Here is an 18,131-nt window from a genome sequence, read left to right on the forward strand (position 1 = left end):
CCCGGCGCGGGCGCCGGGGCTCAGGCGGAGCGCGGCGCGGGGACGGGCGCGCGCCAGAACGGCGCGGCGGCCAGGTGTGCGGCGGCCTCCTCGTAGCGCGCGAGCAGCAGCCGCGCCACCTCGGGCGCGGGCCCGAGCACCGGCGCGAGGACGTCGGCACCCCCGGCCAGCGCGCCCTCGGCGATCCGGTCGGGCAGCCGGCCGGGCGCGAGCACGTACGGCGCCACGGCGACCCGCCGCGCACCCGCGGCCCGCAGCTCCCGCACCGCGTCCTCGGTGCGGGGAAGGGACGCGGAGGCGAAAGCGGGCCGCACCGTGAGCCAGCCGGCCCGCCGCCACTCCCGCGCGACCCCGGCGACCACCTCGCCTGCCGCCGGGTCGGAGGAGCCGGCCGACGCCAGGACCACCCCCGTCGACGTGCGGTCGGCCGCGGCGACGCCCGCCTCGGCGAGCCGCCGCTCCAGTGCCCGCAGCAGCAGCGGCGCGGGTCCGAGCACCGGGGCCTGGAGGATGTGCAGCAGCGGGTGGCGCGCCGACGCCTCCCGCAGCACGGCAGGCAGGTCCTTCTTGGCGTGGAACGCCCGCGTCAGCAGCAGCGGCGCCGCCACCACGGCGCGCGGCGCGCCGCGCTCGCGCGCCCCGGCGGCGAGCCGGTCGACGAGCCCGGGCACCGAGGGCGCGTTGAAGTCGAGGAAGGCCGTCTCCACCCGCAGCTCGGGCCGCAGCGACCTGACGCGCTCGGCGAGCGCGTGCACGGTCGCGGCGTGTCGCGGATCGCGGCTGCCGTGGGCGACGAGGAGGAGGACGGGGCGCGGGTGGTACACGGCGGCGGTCACCCCTTGACGGCGAGGCCGCGGCTGCGGAGCACCCACCGCTCCAGCGGGCTGAAGACCAGCAGGTCCACCGCGATCCCGACGATCAGGATCAGGAAGATCGCCAGGAACACCATCGACATGCTGCTGTTGGTGCGGCCGTTCTCCAGCAGCTGGCCGAGGCCGATGCCGAGGTCGGGGGAGGACGCGATGATCTCCGCGGCCATCAGGGACCGCCAGGAGAACGCCCAGCCCTGCTTCAGCCCCGCCAGATAGCCGGGCAGCGCGGCGGGCAGCACGATGTGCCAGGTGCCCCGCAGGCCGGTCGCGCCGAGCGTCCGCCCTGCGCGCAGGTACAGCGGCGGCACCTGGTCCACGCCGGAGACCAGGCCGTTCGCGATCGAGGGGACCGCGCCGAGCAGGATCACCGCGTACATCATGCGGTCGTCGAGGCCCAGCCAGATCACCGCGGGCGGCACCCACGCCACCGAAGGCAGCGACTGGAGGCCGGACAGGATCGGGCCGACCGCCGCGCGCACCGGCCTGACCCGGGCGACCACGAGGCCCAGCGGAGTGCCGATGACCAGCGCGAGCAGGAAGCCGAGCAGGCCGCGCTCCACGCTCGTCCAGATGTAGCCGAGCAGGGTGCCCTGCTCCCAGGCGTCGGTCACCTCGCCCCACACGGCGCCCGGCGAGGGCAGCTTGTAGCTCGGCGCGACATGCGCGACGACCAGCAGCTCCCACACCACGAGCACCAGGACGACCGCGATGGCGGGCGGCAGCACCTTGTCCACCAGGGTGCGGCGCAGCGGCGCCCCGGCGGGTCCCGTGCTGCCGAGTGCGTCGAGGCCCGCTTCGAGGCCCGCCAGGTCCTGCCCCGCGGGGGCGGGGCCCGCCGGGTCGGGCCGTGTCGTGTCAGTGCTGGCCATGGCGGCGGATCTCCCCACGGAGTTGTTCGGTGATCTCGACGGACAGGGCGGCCACGTCCGGGTCCTCGATGCGGCGCGGGTGCGGGATGCCGACCTGCCACTCGCGGGCCACCCGGCCGGGCCGCGACGACAGCAGCACGACCCGCTGCGCGAGCCGCACCGCCTCGCGCACGTTGTGCGTGACGAACAGGACCGACACCTCGGTCTCCTGCCAGATCCTCGTCAGCTCGTCGTGCAGCACGTCCCTGGTGATGGCGTCGAGCGCGGCGAACGGCTCGTCCATCAGCAGCAGCCTGCTGTCCTGGGCGAGCGCACGCGCCAGCGCGACGCGCTGGCGCATGCCGCCGGACAGCTCGTGGACGCGCTTGCCGTACGAGCCGCCGAGGCGCACCAGTTCGAGCAGCCGCTCCGCCTCGGGGCGCCGCTCCGCGCGCGGCACCCCGCGCAGCCTGAGCGCGAGCTCGATGTTCTTGCCCGCGGTCAGCCAGGGGAAGAGGGCGTGCTCCTGGAACATCAGGGCGGGCCTGCCCCCGGTGGACACGGACCCGGCCGAGGGCTCGTCGAGCCCCGCGACGAGGCCGAGCAGGGTGGACTTGCCGCACCCGGAAGCCCCCAGGAGGGTGACGAACTCGCCGGGCGCGACGTCGAGCGTGATGTCGTCCAGGACGAGCTGGCGGCCTGCGGCCGTGCCGAAGGCCTTCGAGACGTGGTCGAGCCGTGCGGCGGGCTCCACCGCCGTGGTCTCGTCGGCGGCCTTGACGAGCGGGGACGCCATGGTCGTCACCTCCTGGGAGCGGATGCGTGGAAGGGGCTGGGTGCTTGGGGCGGGGGCCGGGGCCCTTGGCTAGGGGGCGCCGAGCCCCGCGTCGGACACGGCGGGCCGCCCCTCGGACGCGAGGACCTTGTTCAGCGGGTCCAGGTCGTAGATGCCCTTGAGGTCAGGCTTCTTCAGCAGGCCCGCCTTGACGGCGTGGTCCGCCTCCGCCTGGAGCGTGGAGGCCAGCGGGTCGTCGGTGATCCTGATGGACGGCCAGGCCGAGTCCAGCACCGAGGGCTTGAGCGCCTTGCCGGAGAGCGACTTCAGCGCGGCGTTCGCCGACGCCTTCGCCCGGTCCGGGTTGGCGTTGATCCACTTGTTGGTGTCGACCGAGCCCTTGAGCACGGCCTGGACCACGTCGGGGTGTGCCCTGAGGAACGACTGCGACACCACGATGTTGGTGATCACGAACTTCTTGTCCGGCCACAGGTCCGACTCGTCGATCAGGGTCTTGCCGCCTTCGTCGAGGAGCTGCGACGCGGTCGGCTCCGGTACCCAGGCGCCGTCGATCTGCCCGGTCCTGAAGGCGTCCACGGTCACGCTGTTGTCCTCGCGCACCACCGACACGTCGCCCTTGCCCGACTGCGGGTCGACCTTCCAGCCCTTGCCGCCGAGCCAGTTGAGGAACGCCACGTCCTGCGTGTTGCCGAGCTGCGGCGTGGCTATCTTCCTGCCCTTCAGCGCGGCGACCGACGCGACCTTCTTGGGGTTCACCACGAGCTTCACCCCGCCGGAGGCAGAACCGCCGACGATGCGCAGGCTCTTGCCGCCGGACTGGGTGTAGCCGTTGATCGCGGGGGAGGGGCCGATGAAGCCGATGTCGACGCTGCCCGCGTTGAGCGCCTCGATCTCCGAGGGCCCCGCGTTGAACGTGGTGGTCTTCACCTGGGTGCCGCCCAGGTCCTTCTGGAAGATCCCGCGCTCCACCCCCACAAGGGCGGTCGCGTGGGTCAGGTTCGGGAAGTAGCCGATCCTGACCTGGTCGGCGGAGAGCTTCTTGCCGCCCGCGCTCGAAGCGGGCGCCGCCGAGGCGCCCTTGTCGGCCTTGGAGCCGTAGCCGCACGACGCGAGCAGCAGCGCGGTCAGGGGCAGGGCGGCGGCGACGGCGGTGCGGCGGCGCGCGGAGGTACGGAGAACGGACATCGGGAGGCTGGTCCTCTCGGTGGCCCGGAACGCGCGCCGTCCGTCAGTGCGGAGGGCGCGGCCGGTACGGCGGCGGATGGAGGTCGGTCGGTACGGCAAGGGCGCGCATGCGGTGCGCGTACGTCAGCGCACACATCGGGCCACGCCGCCGGTGCCGGAGCCGAGCGTGCCGCTGCCCACCCGGCCGCCCTCCTTCGCGAACGTCCCGAAGACGTCGCGCGCCGCCTGCCCCATCAGAAGTCCCAGCCCTCGTCGGCCGCTCCCGCGGCGCCCTCCGCCGCCCCCGCGGCACGCTCGGCGAAGGCGGAGCCCGCCATGCCGGCCGTGAGCGTGGTGCCGTCCGCCGGGTCGATCAGCAGGAAGGAGCCGGTACGGCGCGAGTCGGCGTACGCGTCGAGCGCGAGCGGCTCCGCGGTGCGCACCACGACCCGGCCGATGTCGTTCGCCACCAGCTTCCCGGGCCCGGGGTGCTGGGAGAGGTCGGCCAGGGTCAGCCGCGACGGGATGTCCTTGACGATCGCCTTCACCGTGCGCGTGGTGTGCTTGAGCAGCACGCGCTGCCCCACCACCAGCGGCCGGTCCGCGACATGGCACACCGTCGCCGCCACGTCCCTGGTGGTCGCGGGCGCGTCGGCGCTCGGCGCGATCAGGTCGCCGCGCGACACGTCGATGTCGTCGGCGAGCCGCACCGTCACCGACTGCGGGGCCCAGGCCACCGGCACGCTCTCGCCGAGCGCGTCGATGCCCTCGACCACCGAGGTGCGGCCGGACGGCAGCACCGTCACGGCGTCCCCGACGCGCAGCACGCCGGAGGCGATCTGGCCCGCGTAGCCGCGGTAGTCGGGGTGCTCGGCCGACTGCGGCCTGATCACGTACTGCACGGGCAGGCGGGCGGGGCAGTCGGCGAGGTCGTGGCTGACCGGGACGGTCTCCAGGTGTTCGAGGACCGTGGGGCCGCCGTACCAGTCCATGTGCGCGGACGGCTCGACCACGTTGTCCCCGGCGAGCGCGGAGATCGGGATCGCCGTCACCTCGGGCACGCCGAGCGACTCGGCGTACGCGGTGAACTCGGCGGCGATCCGCGCGAAGACGGGCTCGGCGTACTCCACCAGGTCCATCTTGTTGACGGCGAGCACCACGTGCGGCACCCGCAGCAGCGCGGCGACAGCGGCGTGCCTGCGGGTCTGCTCCACCACGCCGTTGCGCGCGTCCACCAGGACCACGGCGAGCTCCGCGGTCGAGGCGCCCGTCACCATGTTGCGGGTGTACTGCACGTGCCCCGGCGTGTCGGCGAGGATGAACCGCCGCCGCGCGGTGGCGAAGTAGCGGTACGCCACGTCGATGGTGATGCCCTGCTCGCGCTCGGCGCGCAGGCCGTCGGTGAGCAGCGCCAGGTCGGGCGCGTCCTTGCCGCGGCTGCGGGAGGCGTGCTCCACCGCCTCAAGCTGGTCGGTCAGCACGGACTTGGAGTCGTGCAGCAGCCGGCCCACGAGCGTGGACTTGCCGTCGTCCACGGAGCCCGCGGTGGCGAAGCGCAGCAGTGTCGTCGCCGACAGCTGCTCGGTAGCGGTCGTCATGGCTAGAAGTACCCCTCGCGCTTGCGGTCTTCCATGGCCGCCTCGGACAGCTTGTCGTCGGCGCGTGTCGCGCCACGCTCGGTCAGCCGGGCGGTCGCGATCTCGGCGATCACCGCGTCGAGCGTGGCCGCGTCGGAGTCGACCGCGCCGGTGCAGGACATGTCGCCGACCGTGCGGTAGCGCACCAGGCGCCGCTCCACCGGCTCGCCCTCCCGGGGGCCGCCCCACTCGCCCGCCGTCAGCCACATGCCGGCCCGCTCGAACACCTCGCGCTCGTGGGCGAAGTAGATCTGGGGCAGGTCGATGTGCTCGCGTGCGATGTACTGCCACACGTCCAGCTCGGTCCAGTTGGACAGCGGGAACACCCGCACGTGCTCGCCGGGGGCGTGCCGGCCGTTGTACAGCTGCCACAGCTCGGGGCGCTGGCGGCGCGGGTCCCACTGCGAGAACTCGTCGCGCAGCGAGAACACCCGCTCCTTCGCGCGGGCCTTCTCCTCGTCGCGCCGCCCGCCGCCGAACACCGCGTCGAACCGCTCCGACTGGATGCGCTCGGTCAGCGGCAGCGTCTGGAGCGGGTTGCGGGTGCCGTCGGGGCGCTCGCGCAGGGTGCCGGCGTCGATGTACTCCTGCACGGAGGCGACATGCAGCCGCAGCCCGTGCTCGGCGACCACCCGGTCCCTGAAGTCGAGCACCTCGGGGAAGTTGTGCCCGGTGTCGACGTGCAGCAGTGCGAACGGCACGGGGGCGGGCGTGAACGCCTTCAGCGCCAGATGCAGCATGACGATCGAGTCCTTGCCGCCGGAGAAGAGGATCACCGGCCGCTCGAACTCGCCCGCGACCTCGCGGATGATGTGCACCGCCTCGGACTCCAGCGCGTCCAGGTGGCTGAGTGCGTACGGCGCGCCGGTCTCCTCCTGCGCGCCTCGTACGGTCGTCGTCACGCGAGACCCCTCTCGGTGAGCAGCGTGTGCAGTGCCGTCGCCGACTCCTGCACGGACTGGGTGTGGGACGCGAGGCGCAGATCCGGTGCCGCGGGCTCCTCGTACGGGTCGTCGACCCCGGTGAGGCCCGCTATCTCGCCCGCCGCCTGCTTCGCGTACAGGCCCTTCACGTCGCGTGCCGAGCAGACCTCGACGGGCGTGGCGACGTGCACCTCCAGATAGGCGGTGCCCTCGGACTCGTGCCGCTTGCGCACCGCTTCGCGGCTGTCCGCGTACGGCGCGATCACCGGCACCAGCGCCTTCACGCCGTGCGAGGCGAGGAGTTCGGCGACGAACCCGATGCGCTGCACGTTCGTGTGCCGGTCCGCGCGGCTGAAGCCGAGGCCCGCGGAGAGGAACTCGCGGATCTCGTCGCCGTCCAGCACCTCGACGCGGTGCCCGTCGTCGGCGAGCCGCGCGGCGAGCTCTCTCGCGATGGTGGTCTTGCCCGCGCTGGGCAGGCCGGTGAGCCAGACCGTGGCGCCCTGGTCCGTCACGCTCAACTGGGTCTCCTGGTGGTGGTCGGTTTCGTCGGTGCGGTGGCCGGTGCGCTCGCCGGTCATCCGTGGATGCCGCATTCCGTCTTGCCGCGGCCCGACCAGCGTCCGGCGCGGCTGTCCTCGCCTTCGAGCAGCCGGCGGGTGCAGGGGGCACAGCCGATCGAGCCGTAGCCGTCCATGAGCAGCGGGTTGGTCAGCACCCCGTGCTCGGCCACGTACTGTTCCACGTCTTCCTGTGTCCACCGTGCGATCGGGGCGATCTTGACCTTGCCCCGCTTCTCGTCGAAGCCGACGACCGGGGTGCCTGCGCGGGTCGGGGACTCGTCGCGGCGCAGTCCTGTGGCCCAGGCGTCGTATCCCGCGAGGCCCCGGTCGAGGGGCGCCACCTTGCGCAGCGCGCAGCACAGGTCGGGTTCGCGGTCGTGCAGCCGGGGCCCGTACTCGGCGTCCTGTTCCGCGACGCTCTGGCGCGGGGTCAGCGTGACGACGTTCACGTCCAGCACGGCGGCGACCGCGTCCCGGGTGCCGATCGTCTCGGGGAAGTGGTAACCGGTGTCGAGGAAGACCACGTCGACGCCGGGCAGGGCGCGGGACGCCAGGTGGGCGACGACGGCGTCCTCCATCGACGAGGTCACGCAGAAGCGCCTGCCGAAGGTGGCGGCCGCCCAGTCGAGGATCTCGGAGGCTGGCGCGTCCTCCAGGTCGCGTGCCGCCCGCTCGGCGAGGTCCCTGAGCCGGTCGGCCCCGGTCGCCGTGGTCATGTCCGCTCCCCTCCGCTCGTTTTGCGTCCTTCGCGCGCCGCCGCCCCGCGGGCGAGCAGCCCGGTGAAGCTGAGCCGGAACGCGCGGCTGCACGCCACGCACTCCCAGGCCCCGTGGCCCTCCTCGCCCGGGCGCAGGTCCTCGTCGCCGCAGTAGGGGCAGTAGAACGGCGCGGCGCGGCCCGTCACGACAGGGCTTCCTCGCCGGCCCGGGCCGCCCAGGCGGCGAAGCGCTCGCCGTTCTCGCGCTCCTTCGTGTAGCGGGTCAGCACCCGCTCGACGTAGTCGGGCAGTTCGGACGCGGTGACCTTGAGCCCCCGCACCTTGCGGCCGAAGCCCGGCTGGAGGCCGAGCGCGCCGCCGAGGTGGACCTGGAAGCCCTCGACCTGGTTGCCGTCGTCGTCCAGCACCAGCTGGCCCTTGAGGCCGATGTCCGCGACCTGGATGCGGGCGCAGGCGTTGGGGCAGCCGTTCACGTTGATGCTGATGGGCTCGTCGAAGTCCGGGAGCCTGCGCTCCAGCTCCTCCACGAGGTCCATGCCGCGCTGTTTCGTCTCGACGATCGCGAGCTTGCAGAACTCGATGCCCGTGCAGGCCATCACGCCGCGCCTGAAGGGCGAGGGGCGCACCTGGAGGCCGAGCGCGTCGAGCCCGTCGACCAGCGACTCGACCCGGTCCTCGGCGACGTCGAGGATGAGCATCTTCTGCTCGACCGTGGTGCGCAGCCGGTCGGAGCCGTGTGCGGCCGCCAGGTCGGCGACCTTTGACAGGGTCGCGCCGTCGACGCGGCCCACGCGCGGCGCGAAACCGACGTAGAAGCGGCCGTCCTTCTGCGGGTGCACGCCGATGTGGTCGCGCCAGCGGGAGACGGGCTCGGCGGGGGCGGGGCCGTCGAGCAGCGCGCGCCCGAGGTACTCCTCCTCCAGCACGCGGCGGAACTCCTCGGAGCCCCAGTCGGCGACCAGGAACTTCAGGCGGGCGCGGGTGCGCAGCCTGCGGTAGCCGTAGTCGCGGAAGATGCCGACGACGCCGGCCCAGACCTCGGGCACCTCGGCGAGCGGCACCCAGGCGCCGAGCCGTACGCCGATGCGCGGGTTGGTGGAAAGGCCGCCGCCGACCCACAGGTCGAAGCCGGGGCCGTGCTCGGGGTGCTCGACGCCCACGAAGGCGATGTCGTTGATCTCGTGGACCACGTCGAGTACGGGCGAGCCGGAGATCGCGGTCTTGAACTTGCGGGGGAGGTTCGAGAACTCCTTGGAGCCGATGTACCGCTCGGTGATCTCGTCGATCGCGGGCGTGCCGTCGATGATCTCGTCCCGCGCGACCCCGGCGACCGGGGAGCCGAGGATCACCCGGGGCACGTCGCCGCACGCCTCGGTGGTGCTCAGGCCGACGCCTTCGAGGCGGCGCCAGATCTCCGGCACGTTCTCGATCTCGATCCAGTGCAGCTGGATGTTCTGCCGGTCGGTGAGGTCGGCGGTGCCCCGCGCGAACTCCTCGGAGATCCCGCCGATGACGCGCAGCTGCTCGGCCGTCAGGCGCCCGCCGTCGATCCGGACGCGCATCATGAAGTAGCGGTCGTCCAGCTCCTCCGGTTCGAGGATCGCGGTCTTGCCGCCGTCGATGCCGGGTTTGCGCTGGGTGTACAGGCCCCACCAGCGCATCCGGCCGCGCAGGTCCGCGGGGTCGATCGAGTCGAACCCGGCATGGGCGTAGATCGTCTCAATGCGTGTCCGCACATTGAGACCGTCGTCGTCCTTCTTGCTCTGCTCGTTGCCGTTGAGCGGAGTGAAGTGGCCCTTGGCCCACTGGCCCTCGCCGCGGTGGCGGCTCACCTTGCGGCGCGGGCGTGCTGGGGCGGGCTTTTCCGGCATGGCGGCCATGGCGATTACGTCCTTCGGGACTGCGGGAGGGCGGCTCTCGGCCGCACGCGTGCGCGGGTGCGGCGCTGCGCGCGGCCGGGGAACGCGTGGTGATCGAAAGCGGGTGCGCTGGGACTCTCAGCCCGCCGAACAGATGGCGCTGGACATGCGTCCGAGGTCGACGTGGAGCCGACTCACCAGGGCGGTACCAGCACGAGACATGGAGAAAGCGTGTCATGGCGCGATCCGGCGAGTCCACCATTATCCGAGATGTGGACTCACGGGTATCGTATGGTGAGACACTATGATCCGGGTCACGCACCGTCCGACGGCCGCGCGAAGGCGCCGGGCCACGGTCCGGGAGTGACCGCGTCCCGCTCCTCGGCGACCCGGGTGTCGTACACGGAGAAGCCGCGCCGCAGGTAGTTGGCCTTCGCGTGGGGGCCGTCCTGCGAGCAGGTGTGGAGCCACACCGTCCGGGTGGCGCCGAGCCCCGGCCACCGTTCGCCCAGGTCCCAGGCGCGCGCCGTCGCGTACGACAGGAGGTGGCCGCCGATGCGCCGGCCGCGGAACGCGGGCAGCAGCCCGAAGTAGACGATCTCCACCGCCCCCTCGGCCCCGGCCGCGAGCTCCGCGTACCCGGCGGGCGTGCCGTCCTCGTAGGCGACCCAGGTCTCCGTGCCGGGCGCCGAGAGCAGCGCGCGCCACTCCTCGTGGCCGAGCCCGAGGCGGTCGGTCCAGCGCACGTCGCCGCCGACCGCCGTGTAGAGGAAGCGGCTGAACTCCGGCGACGGCACGCCCGCGCGCGCGATCCGCACGTCCCCCGCGGGCGCCGCCGCTCTGCGCAGGTCGGCGGGGGCGGTCTGCCGCAGGAACCAGGTGGTCACGGTGGTCGTGCTCATGGCGCAAGACAATCACGCCGCGCGCCGAGCACCGCGGGTGCCGTCGAGTGCGGCAGCAGGTCCGAGGGGTCGGCGGGCGCCACCACCTCCACCTCGACCTCCTCGCGGAAGCGGTACGGGCGGTGGTCGAGCACCCCCGAGAGGTGCCTGCGCACCCGCGACATCTCCGCCCGCACCGTCACCGCGCGCGAGGGGTCCCCGAACACGTCGGCCGCCAGCTCGGCCGCCGTACGGCCCGTCCGGTGCACCGCGAGCACGTACAGCAGCTCCGCGTGGCGCGGCGTGAGCTCCTTGCGCCAGCCGCCCGCCGACCCCGACACCGCGACCCAGCAGCGCCGCGCCCCGCTCACGTCGAGCACCACCCGGCTCGCCGCCTCCGGCGGCCGCTCGGCCGCCACCCGCAGCAGCCAGCCGCCCGGCAGCGGCTCGGCCGTGCACACCCCGAGCACCGGGTGCCACAGCCGCCCCGCTCCGAACGACTTCGGCAGCACGACCCGGTCGACCGGGGCCATGCCCGTCACCGCGGCCGTCCAGCCGTGCGGGTCCACCACGACGGCGCGCCCGCGCACCCGGCTCAGCAGCGGCGCGGCCACCGACCGCAGCCGCTCCACCGCTGCCCTGTGCCGCTCCCGCAGATCGCTCTCGGCGAGCCGCGCCACCGAGGCGACGAGCGGCAGCGTCGACGGATGGAAGCCCCGCGCGGGACCGGACACGTCGACCGTGCCGAGCAGCCGCCCGTCCCGCGGGTCGCGCACCGGCGCGGCCGCGCACGTCCAGCCGGCCAGCGCTCCGACGAAGTGCTCGGCCGCGTGCACCTGGAGCGCCTTGCGGGCGGCGATCGCCGTGCCGATCGCGTTGGTGCCCGTGGCGTGCTCGCCCCACACCACGCCCTCTTCGAGACGTATCCCCTCGGCCCTGCGCAGCACGCCCGCGTCGCCGGTGCGCCACAGCACCGTGCCGTCGGCGTCGGTGACCGCGACCATCTGCGCCGTCGTCTCCGCCAGTCGGGTCAGGGCCGACTCCACGGTCGGCTTCGCCCCGCCGAGCGACGAGGAGCGCCTGCGGTGCTCCAGTTCCTCGATCCCCACCTCGAGCCGCTCGCCCTGCCGGTCGGGCAGCACGCCGAGCCGCGCCATGCGCTCCCACGAGGCGCCGATCTCCGGCCGGGGGGCCACCGGCGGGCGCCCGCCGGTGAGTTCGGCCTCCCGCACCCGGTGCAGCAGGCGCAGGGCCTGCTCCGCGTCCTGGGCGACGAGCCTGGCCAGATCGAGCGGTGCGTCCTTCATCATGTCCCCTCGGCGACGACGGCACGGCCGGGCGGCGGGCCGCGGAGCACCTCCGCGGCGCACCCGTACGTACCGGCAACGATTTCCATGCTGCAACGGTGTGCAACCCTGGCGTACCCGGGCTCCCGTGTAAGAGAGTTGAGGGTGCGTCAGGGGTGGTGCCGTGTCGGCGCGGCACCACCCCTGACGTCTCTCTCGCCCCCCTGCCGTGCCCGGCCGCTCAACCGGCCGCGGGAGCCGCCCGGTCCACCACCGGCGCCAGGTCGAGGCCGTGCGGCAGCGTGCCGAACGCCGCGCCCCCCTCGCCGCCGAGGCGCGCGGCGCAGAACGCGTCGGAGACCGCCGCGGGCGCCCACCGCACGAGCAGCGAGCCCTGGAGAACCAGCGCCATCCGCTCCACCACGCGCCGCGCCCGGCCCTCCACGCCCTCCAGATCCCCGAGTTCACCGAGGATGCCCTTGACCGCGGCGTCCAGCCGGTGGTCGCCGCCGCGCGCCGCGCCCAGCTCCGTCAGGAACGCGTCGAGCGCCCCGGGCTCCCGCTGCACCGCGCGCAGCACGTCGAGCGCCTGCACATTGCCCGAGCCCTCCCAGATCGAGTTGAGCGGCGACTCGCGCAGCAGCCGCGGCATGCCCGACTCCTCCACGTACCCGTTGCCGCCCAGGCATTCGAGGGCCTCGGCGACCAGCGGCGTACAGCGCTTCGTCACCCAGTACTTGGCGACCGGCACCGCGATCCGCAGGAACGCGCGCGCCCCGGCCGCCCCAGGGCCGCCGGAGTGCGCCGTGTCGTAGGCGGCCGCGAGCCGCAGCGCGAGCGCCGTCGCCGCCTCCGACTCGACCGCGAGGTCCGCGAGCACGTTGCGCATCAGCGGCTTGTCGATCAGCTCGCCGCCGAACGCCCGCCGGTGGGCGGCGTGGTGGACGGCCTGCGCGACCGCCTGCCGCATCACCGCCGCCGAGCCCAGCACGCAGTCGAGCCGGGTGGCCGCCACCATCTCGATGATGGTGCGCACGCCCCGGCCCTCCTCGCCGACCCGGCGCGCCCAGGTGTCCTCGAACTCGACCTCCGACGAGGCGTTGGACCGGTTGCCCAGCTTGTCCTTGAGCCGCTGGATGCGGAACACGTTGCGCGCCCCGTCCGGCAGGACCCGGGGCACCAGGAAGCACGTCAGGCCGTCGGCGGCCTGCGCGAGCACCAGGAACCCGTCGCTCATCGGCGCCGAGCAGAACCACTTGTGGCCCGTGAGCAGGTACGCGCCCGCCTCGTCCAGCCCTCTGGCCGCCGTGGTGTTCGCCCGGACGTCGCTGCCGCCCTGCTTCTCCGTCATCCCCATGCCGAACAGCGCGCCCGGCTTGCGCTCGGCGGGCACGAGCCCCGGCTCGTACGCGTGGGCCGTCAGCCGCGGCTCCCACACCGCCGCGAGCTCGGGCTCGGCGCGCAGCGCGGGCACCGCCGCGTGCGTCATCGACACCGGGCAGCCGTGGCCCTGCTCGGCCTGCGACCAGACGAAGAACCCGGCCGCGCGCCGCACATGCCCCGCGGGCCTGCCCCAGGCGTCGGTGAGCCCGGCGGAGACCGCGTGCCCGAGCAGCCGGTGGTACGAGGGGTGGTAGGCAACCTCGTCGATCCGGTTGCCCCAGCGGTCGTGGGTGCGCAGCACAGGCGGGCTGCCGTTCGCCTCCGCCGCCCACTCCTGGGCCTGCGCGGAACCCGCGGCGGCGCCGAGCGCTCCGAGCTCCTCGCGCACCTCGCCGAGGAGCTCCGCAGGGGTGTGCCGCTCGACCGCGTCGGCCAGCGCGCGGTCCGTGCCGAACACGTCGTACCCCACCAGGAGCGGAACCTGGTTGGTCACTGTGTGGGTGCTGGGTGCCATACGGATACGGTAAGTAGGTGCAGGCAGCAAAAGAAACACCCGAGCCGCCATCCGGGCGGCTGCGCCGGGCCCGTGTGCTCTACCGCAATGTGCCGAAGCGGAAGATGGCCTGGCATCTCCTCAAGGACACGGTCAACTCCTGTATGGAGTACCGGATCCTGGGGCTCGCGGCGGAGGCGGCGTTCTGGACGCTGCTGTCGTTGCCGCCGCTGTTGCTGGCGCTGATCGGTCTGCTCGGCTACGTCGACGCGTGGACCGACACCCACACCGTGGCGTCGATCGACAAGAACATCCTCACCGCCGTCGGCACGGTCCTCTCCGACCGGGGCGTCAACCAGATCGCCAAGCCGCTGCTCCAGGACGTCACCGAGGGCGGCAGACCGGACGTCGTCTCGATCGGCTTCGCGATCTCCCTGTGGTCGGGCTCCCGCGCGGTGAACGTCTTCGTCGACACCATCACCGTCATGTACGGCCTCGACGGCAGGCGCGGCATCGTCGCGACCCGCATCCTCTCCTTCCTGCTCTATCTGGCGGGACTGGTCATCGGCGCGATCGTGCTGCCGCTCGCCGTGGTCGGCCCCGACCGGCTCGTGGAGCTGCTGCCGTGGGGCACCGAGGTCGTCAGCGTTCTGTACTGGCCCGTGGTGATCGTCCTGTCGATCGCCTTCCTGACCACGCTCTACCACGTGTCCGTGCCGGTCAGGGCGCCGTGGATCGAGGACGTGCCGGGCGCGCTGATCGCGCTCGCCATGTGGGTGCTCGGCAGCTTCGTGCTGCGGATCTACGTCACCAGCCAGATCGAGGGCCCCACCATCTACGGCTCGCTCGCCGCGCCCATCGCGGTGCTCCTGTGGATCGGCGTGTCCGCGTTCGCCGTCCTGGTGGGGGCCGCCGTGAACGCGGCGATCGACCGGGTCTGGCCGTCCCTGGCCACCGCCGCGGCCCGCGCCTCGAACGAGCGGCTGCGCGCCGCCCACTCCGCGGAGCTGATCTCCCGGGCCGCCGCCGCCTCGGCCCGCGCCCAGGACGCGAGCGACCCCGACATGCCGTCGGAGTTCCCCGAGCGCTGGTCGCGCTTCCTGCCGCCCGACGACCTCAAGAGCCGGCTGCGCGCCCAGGACAGGGACAAGGACCGCGACCGGGACAGGCCGCACGGCCGCCACCGGGACCGCGGCGACTTCGACGGCTGACCGCTTCGACGGCCGACCGCGGAGTCCCCGCGGGCGCCGGGCGCCCGCGGGGACGCACGTCACCGATACGTAAGGGGCGGCGCGGCCCGGCAGGACCCCGCGTGCGGGGACACTGGAGGGATGCACACCATCCTCGTCGTCGACGACGACCCGACCGTCGCCGAGGTCGTCACCGCCTACCTGGAGCGCGCCGGGTTCCTCGTCGACCGCGCGGCCGACGGCCCCGAGGCGCTGCGCCTGGCCGCGGCACACGAGCCCGCGCTCGTCGTCCTCGACCTGATGCTGCCGGGCATGGACGGCCTCGACGTCTGCCGCAGGCTGCGCGAGCGCGGCCCGGTGCCGGTGATCATGCTGACCGCGCGCGGCGACGAGGACGACCGGATCCTGGGCCTCGAGATCGGCGCCGACGACTACGTCACCAAGCCGTTCAGCCCGCGCGAGCTGGTCCTGCGGGTCGAGTCGGTCCTGCGCAGGCGCCTCGGCGAGCCACCGCAGGGGGCCGAGGGCGTGCTGCGCCTCGCCGGCCTCACCCTCGACAGGTCCGCGCGCAGCGCCGCCAAGAACGGCCGCCCGCTCACGCTGACCCTGCGCGAGTTCGACCTGCTCGCGCACCTGATGCGCCACCCCGGCGTCGCCATCGGCCGGGAGCAGCTGATGCACGACGTCTGGGGCTGGGAGTTCGGGGACCTGTCCACCGTCACGGTCCATGTCCGCAGGCTGCGCGGCAAGATCGAGGACGACCCGGCGAGCCCCCGGCTGATCAGGACGGTCTGGGGCGTGGGCTACCGCTTCGACGTGCCCGACGACACGGTCGGGAACGCCGGGCAGGGCGCGGGGCCGCTGGAGGCGGGGTCGTCATGAGCATGTTGGTGATCGCCGCCTACGCCTTCTGCGGCGCGGCGGCGGCGGGGCTGCTGGGGGCGCTCGCGCTGCGGCTGCTGCGCGGCCGCAGCGTCGCGGTCGCGCTCACCGTCGTCGCCGCTGTCGCCGTCACGGCCATGCTGGCGGGCACGCTCGCCGTGGCGGAGGCGATGTTCCTCTCCGGGCACGACCTGTCCGTGGTCACCACCGTGGTGGCGATGGCCGCCGTCGTGTCGATGGCGACGGCGCTGCTCCTCGGCCGCTGGGTGGTCGCCCGCAGCCGTGAACTCACGCTCGCCGCCCGGTCCTTCGGGGAGGGCGGCTCCTTCGCCGCGCCCGGCGGCGCGTCCACGGCCGAGCTCACCGCGCTCGGCGACGAGCTCGCCGCCACCAGCGAGCGCCTGGCGCGCTCCCGCGAGCGCGAGCGCGCCCTGGAGAGTTCTCGGCGCGAGCTGGTCGCCTGGATCTCGCACGACCTGCGCACGCCCCTGGCCGGCCTGCGGGCGATGTCGGAGGCGCTGGAGGACGGCGTGGTCCAGGACCCCGCGCGCTACTTCCGGCAGATCACGGCCGAGGTCGACCGGCTGAACTCGATGGTGGGCGACCTGTTCGAGCTCTCCAACATCCACGCGGGCACGCTGCCGCTCTCGCCGACCCGGATGTCGGTGTACGACCTGGTGGGGGAGGCCCTGGCGGGCGCCGACCCGGTGGCGAGGGAGCACGGGGTGCGGCTCGTGGGGGACAGGGTCGACGCCGTGCCGGTCGAGGTCGACGGCAAGGAGATGACGAGGGTCCTGGCGAACCTGCTGGTCAACGCGATCCACCGGACGCCGGCGGACGGCACGGTCGCGGTCGCCGCCGAGCTGCGCGACGACAGCGTGGTGCTCTCGGTGACGGACGGCTGCGGCGGCATCCCCGCAGAGGACCTGCCCCGGGTCTTCGACACCGGCTGGCGCGGCAGCCAGGCGAGGACGCCTCCCGCGGGCGCCGGGCTCGGGCTCGCGATCGTGCGGGGGATCGTGGAGGCGCACCAGGGCCGCGCCGCCGTGCGCAATGTGACGGGCGGCTGCCGGTTCGAGGTCACGCTCCCCGCCGCCTCACCGGCAGGCGGCTGACGACGGGCGGGGGCGGCCCTGTGCACCGGGCCGCCCCCGCACGCGGGCGCGCCGCGCGGCCGTCGCCGCGGCCCGCGCGCCCCTGACGCCTGCTAGAAGACGCTCAGGCCGTACGCGTTGAGCGCCTCGGTCACGGGCTGGAAGAACGTGGTGCCGCCGGAGGAGCAGTTGCCGCTGCCGCCCGAGGTCAGGCCGAGGGCCTTGGAGCCGTCGAACAGCGGGCCGCCGCTGTCGCCGGGCTCGGCGCAGACGTTGGTCTGGATGAGGCCGGAGACGGTGCCCTCCGCGTAGCGGACGGTGGCGTTGAGCGCCTGGACCGTACCGGTGTGGACGCCCGAGGTGGAGCCGCTGCGGGTGACGCGCTCACCGACGGTGGCGTTGCCCGAGGTCGTGATGTCCTGGTACGAGCCGTTGTAGAGGTCGACCCGGCCGTCGTTGGCGGTGGCGGCGCTGCTGAGCTTGATCAGGCCGTAGTCGTTGCCGGGGAACTGCGAGTCCGCGGTGGTGCCGACGCGGGCACCGCTCGTGGTGGACCAGGTGGTGCCGCCCTCCGCCGTGCAGTGGCCTGCGGTCAGGGCGTAGTACGTGCTGCCGGTGCGCACGTTGAAGCCGAGGGAGCAGCGGAACTCGGAGTTCTGGATGGCGTCGCCCGCCGCGACCAGCGGCTTGAACTGGCCGGACGCGTGCTTGACGGTGAGCTTCGAGGTGTCGGGGACGGCGCTCTTGAGCTTCGCCACCTCGCTGGGCGTCACCGTGCTGTCCACGGTGACGACGACCTTGCCCGACGCCGGGTCGGTGTACCAGGCCGTGCCGGCCGAGGCCGTCCGGCCGACCGCGGTGCTGGTGGCGGCGAGCGCAGCGGCGGTCGCGCTGGGGGTCGCGACGGGGGCGGTCTCGGCGAGCGCGGAGGGCGCGGCGAGCGCGGCCACGGCCACGGCCGCGGCGGCGACGGCGGTGTAGCGGACGCGTCTGGAGACGGTGGAGCGGCTGGTGAGGCGGTTGCTGGTCACTGAGATCCTCCAGGGTGGGGGTGCTGACGGCCCGTCGGGTGGTCGGGCCGCGGAGGCGCGATCGTCCGCGGCCGTTCGGTTTTTGGCCGTGAACCTGTCAATCGCATGGACTGAATCTTTGGGTCCGGTTGCCGCGGTGACAAGGCCGAGAACCGGACCCGCGCGGGCGCACCGGCCGGCGGGGCGCCAGGGAGCGACCCGCGCACCGCGGCCGGGTGCGTGGTGTGCGGAGAGCCGGTGCGGCGGCCGCGGGGCCGCCCTGCGGGGCGGCTGTCCGTGACGAGGCGATTGCGGGGCGTATCGGAGCTTTGCTCGATCGGTGATCTTGGCCGGATCGGCGCGCCCGCGGTCTACGCGCGCTGACGCGGCCGCGCCGACCTGGGTGCCGCCGGCGACCCGCGATTCGTGTGCTGTGACGTGCGTCACTCCGGGAATGCGCGCACGTCGTTTATGTTTGAACCAATTGGTTGAAGCGTCATCCACTTGGGTGGCGCGTCTCCCGCTGACCACT

Annotated in this window: 17 protein-coding genes and 1 pseudogene; 3 read left to right on the plus strand and 15 right to left on the minus strand. The window is 73.7% G+C overall.

The features are described 5' to 3' along the window. Window positions 1-20: 20 nt before the first annotated feature. From AB0910_RS22190 to AB0910_RS22255, 14 genes and pseudogenes are all read right to left on the minus strand, one after another. The gene (locus AB0910_RS22190) at window positions 21-836 is read right to left on the minus strand and encodes a CbiX/SirB N-terminal domain-containing protein (RefSeq protein ID WP_366746342.1); all 816 of its coding nucleotides are present in this window, start codon (window positions 834-836) and stop codon (window positions 21-23) included. Then, window positions 833-1,741 (minus strand): ABC transporter permease, encoded by a 909-nt coding sequence (locus tag AB0910_RS22195; RefSeq protein ID WP_366746343.1) that lies wholly within the window; start codon window positions 1,739-1,741, stop codon window positions 833-835. The genes AB0910_RS22190 and AB0910_RS22195 overlap by 4 nt, the downstream gene beginning before the upstream one ends. Continuing rightward, complete coding sequence (locus AB0910_RS22200) at window positions 1,728-2,516, minus strand: ABC transporter ATP-binding protein (RefSeq protein ID WP_366746344.1); 789 nt, start codon at window positions 2,514-2,516, stop codon at window positions 1,728-1,730. Before AB0910_RS22200 ends, AB0910_RS22195 begins: the two co-directional genes overlap by 14 nt. A 69-nt stretch (window positions 2,517-2,585) precedes the next feature. Continuing rightward, on the minus strand, window positions 2,586-3,701 hold the full coding sequence (locus tag AB0910_RS22205; protein ID WP_366746345.1) for an aliphatic sulfonate ABC transporter substrate-binding protein: 1,116 nt from the start codon (window positions 3,699-3,701) through the stop codon (window positions 2,586-2,588). A gap of 233 nt (window positions 3,702-3,934) precedes the next feature. Next, entirely contained in the window at window positions 3,935-5,278 is a 1,344-nt protein-coding gene (locus tag AB0910_RS22210; protein ID WP_366746346.1) for a GTP-binding protein, read from the minus strand. A gap of 2 nt (window positions 5,279-5,280) precedes the next feature. Beyond that, entirely contained in the window at window positions 5,281-6,219 is a 939-nt protein-coding gene (gene cysD, locus AB0910_RS22215) for a sulfate adenylyltransferase subunit CysD (protein ID WP_366746347.1), read from the minus strand. Further along, on the minus strand, window positions 6,216-6,821 hold the full coding sequence (cysC, locus tag AB0910_RS22220; protein ID WP_366746348.1) for an adenylyl-sulfate kinase: 606 nt from the start codon (window positions 6,819-6,821) through the stop codon (window positions 6,216-6,218). Before cysC ends, cysD begins: the two co-directional genes overlap by 4 nt. Further along, window positions 6,818-7,519, minus strand: a complete 702-nt coding sequence (locus AB0910_RS22225) for a phosphoadenylyl-sulfate reductase (RefSeq protein WP_366746349.1) — start codon at window positions 7,517-7,519, stop codon at window positions 6,818-6,820. The genes cysC and AB0910_RS22225 overlap by 4 nt, the downstream gene beginning before the upstream one ends. Then, the gene (locus AB0910_RS22230; RefSeq protein ID WP_366746350.1) at window positions 7,516-7,707 is read right to left on the minus strand and encodes a hypothetical protein; all 192 of its coding nucleotides are present in this window, start codon (window positions 7,705-7,707) and stop codon (window positions 7,516-7,518) included. Before AB0910_RS22230 ends, AB0910_RS22225 begins: the two co-directional genes overlap by 4 nt. Beyond that, entirely contained in the window at window positions 7,704-9,401 is a 1,698-nt protein-coding gene (locus AB0910_RS22235) for a nitrite/sulfite reductase (protein WP_366746351.1), read from the minus strand. The genes AB0910_RS22230 and AB0910_RS22235 overlap by 4 nt, the downstream gene beginning before the upstream one ends. 117 nt (window positions 9,402-9,518) lie before the next feature. Then, window positions 9,519-9,590, minus strand: a pseudogene (locus AB0910_RS22240) (putative leader peptide); the annotation flags it as partial. Between the two features lie 104 nt (window positions 9,591-9,694). Beyond that, window positions 9,695-10,282 (minus strand): GNAT family N-acetyltransferase, encoded by a 588-nt coding sequence (locus AB0910_RS22245; protein WP_366746352.1) that lies wholly within the window; start codon window positions 10,280-10,282, stop codon window positions 9,695-9,697. Then, on the minus strand, window positions 10,279-11,568 hold the full coding sequence (locus tag AB0910_RS22250) for a GAF domain-containing protein (RefSeq protein WP_366746353.1): 1,290 nt from the start codon (window positions 11,566-11,568) through the stop codon (window positions 10,279-10,281). Before AB0910_RS22250 ends, AB0910_RS22245 begins: the two co-directional genes overlap by 4 nt. Window positions 11,569-11,788: 220 nt before the next feature. Further along, window positions 11,789-13,444 carry an acyl-CoA dehydrogenase family protein gene (locus tag AB0910_RS22255; RefSeq protein ID WP_366746354.1) on the minus strand — a complete coding sequence of 552 codons (1,656 nt, stop codon included), beginning with the start codon at window positions 13,442-13,444 and terminating at the stop codon, window positions 11,789-11,791. Window positions 13,445-13,461: 17 nt separating this feature from the next. Between AB0910_RS22255 and AB0910_RS22260 the strand changes: the two genes are divergently transcribed. From AB0910_RS22260 to AB0910_RS22270, 3 genes are all read left to right on the plus strand, one after another. Then, window positions 13,462-14,634: a YihY/virulence factor BrkB family protein gene (locus AB0910_RS22260; RefSeq protein WP_366746355.1), complete on the plus strand. Its 1,173-nt coding sequence runs from the start codon at window positions 13,462-13,464 to the stop codon at window positions 14,632-14,634. A 120-nt stretch (window positions 14,635-14,754) separates the two neighbouring features. Continuing rightward, complete coding sequence (locus AB0910_RS22265; protein WP_366746356.1) at window positions 14,755-15,495, plus strand: response regulator transcription factor; 741 nt, start codon at window positions 14,755-14,757, stop codon at window positions 15,493-15,495. Beyond that, entirely contained in the window at window positions 15,492-16,610 is a 1,119-nt protein-coding gene (locus AB0910_RS22270) for a HAMP domain-containing sensor histidine kinase (RefSeq protein ID WP_366746357.1), read from the plus strand. The genes AB0910_RS22265 and AB0910_RS22270 overlap by 4 nt, the downstream gene beginning before the upstream one ends. Window positions 16,611-16,702: 92 nt before the next feature. On the opposite strand, the gene AB0910_RS22275 is transcribed toward AB0910_RS22270, so the two are convergent. Then, window positions 16,703-17,620 carry a S1 family peptidase gene (locus AB0910_RS22275; RefSeq protein WP_366746358.1) on the minus strand — a complete coding sequence of 306 codons (918 nt, stop codon included), beginning with the start codon at window positions 17,618-17,620 and terminating at the stop codon, window positions 16,703-16,705. Between the last annotated feature and the right edge of the window lie 511 nt (window positions 17,621-18,131).

The sequence above is a fragment of the Streptomyces sp. NPDC047002 genome (genome assembly GCF_040704505.1).
Lineage (GTDB): Bacteria > Actinomycetota > Actinomycetes > Streptomycetales > Streptomycetaceae > Streptomyces.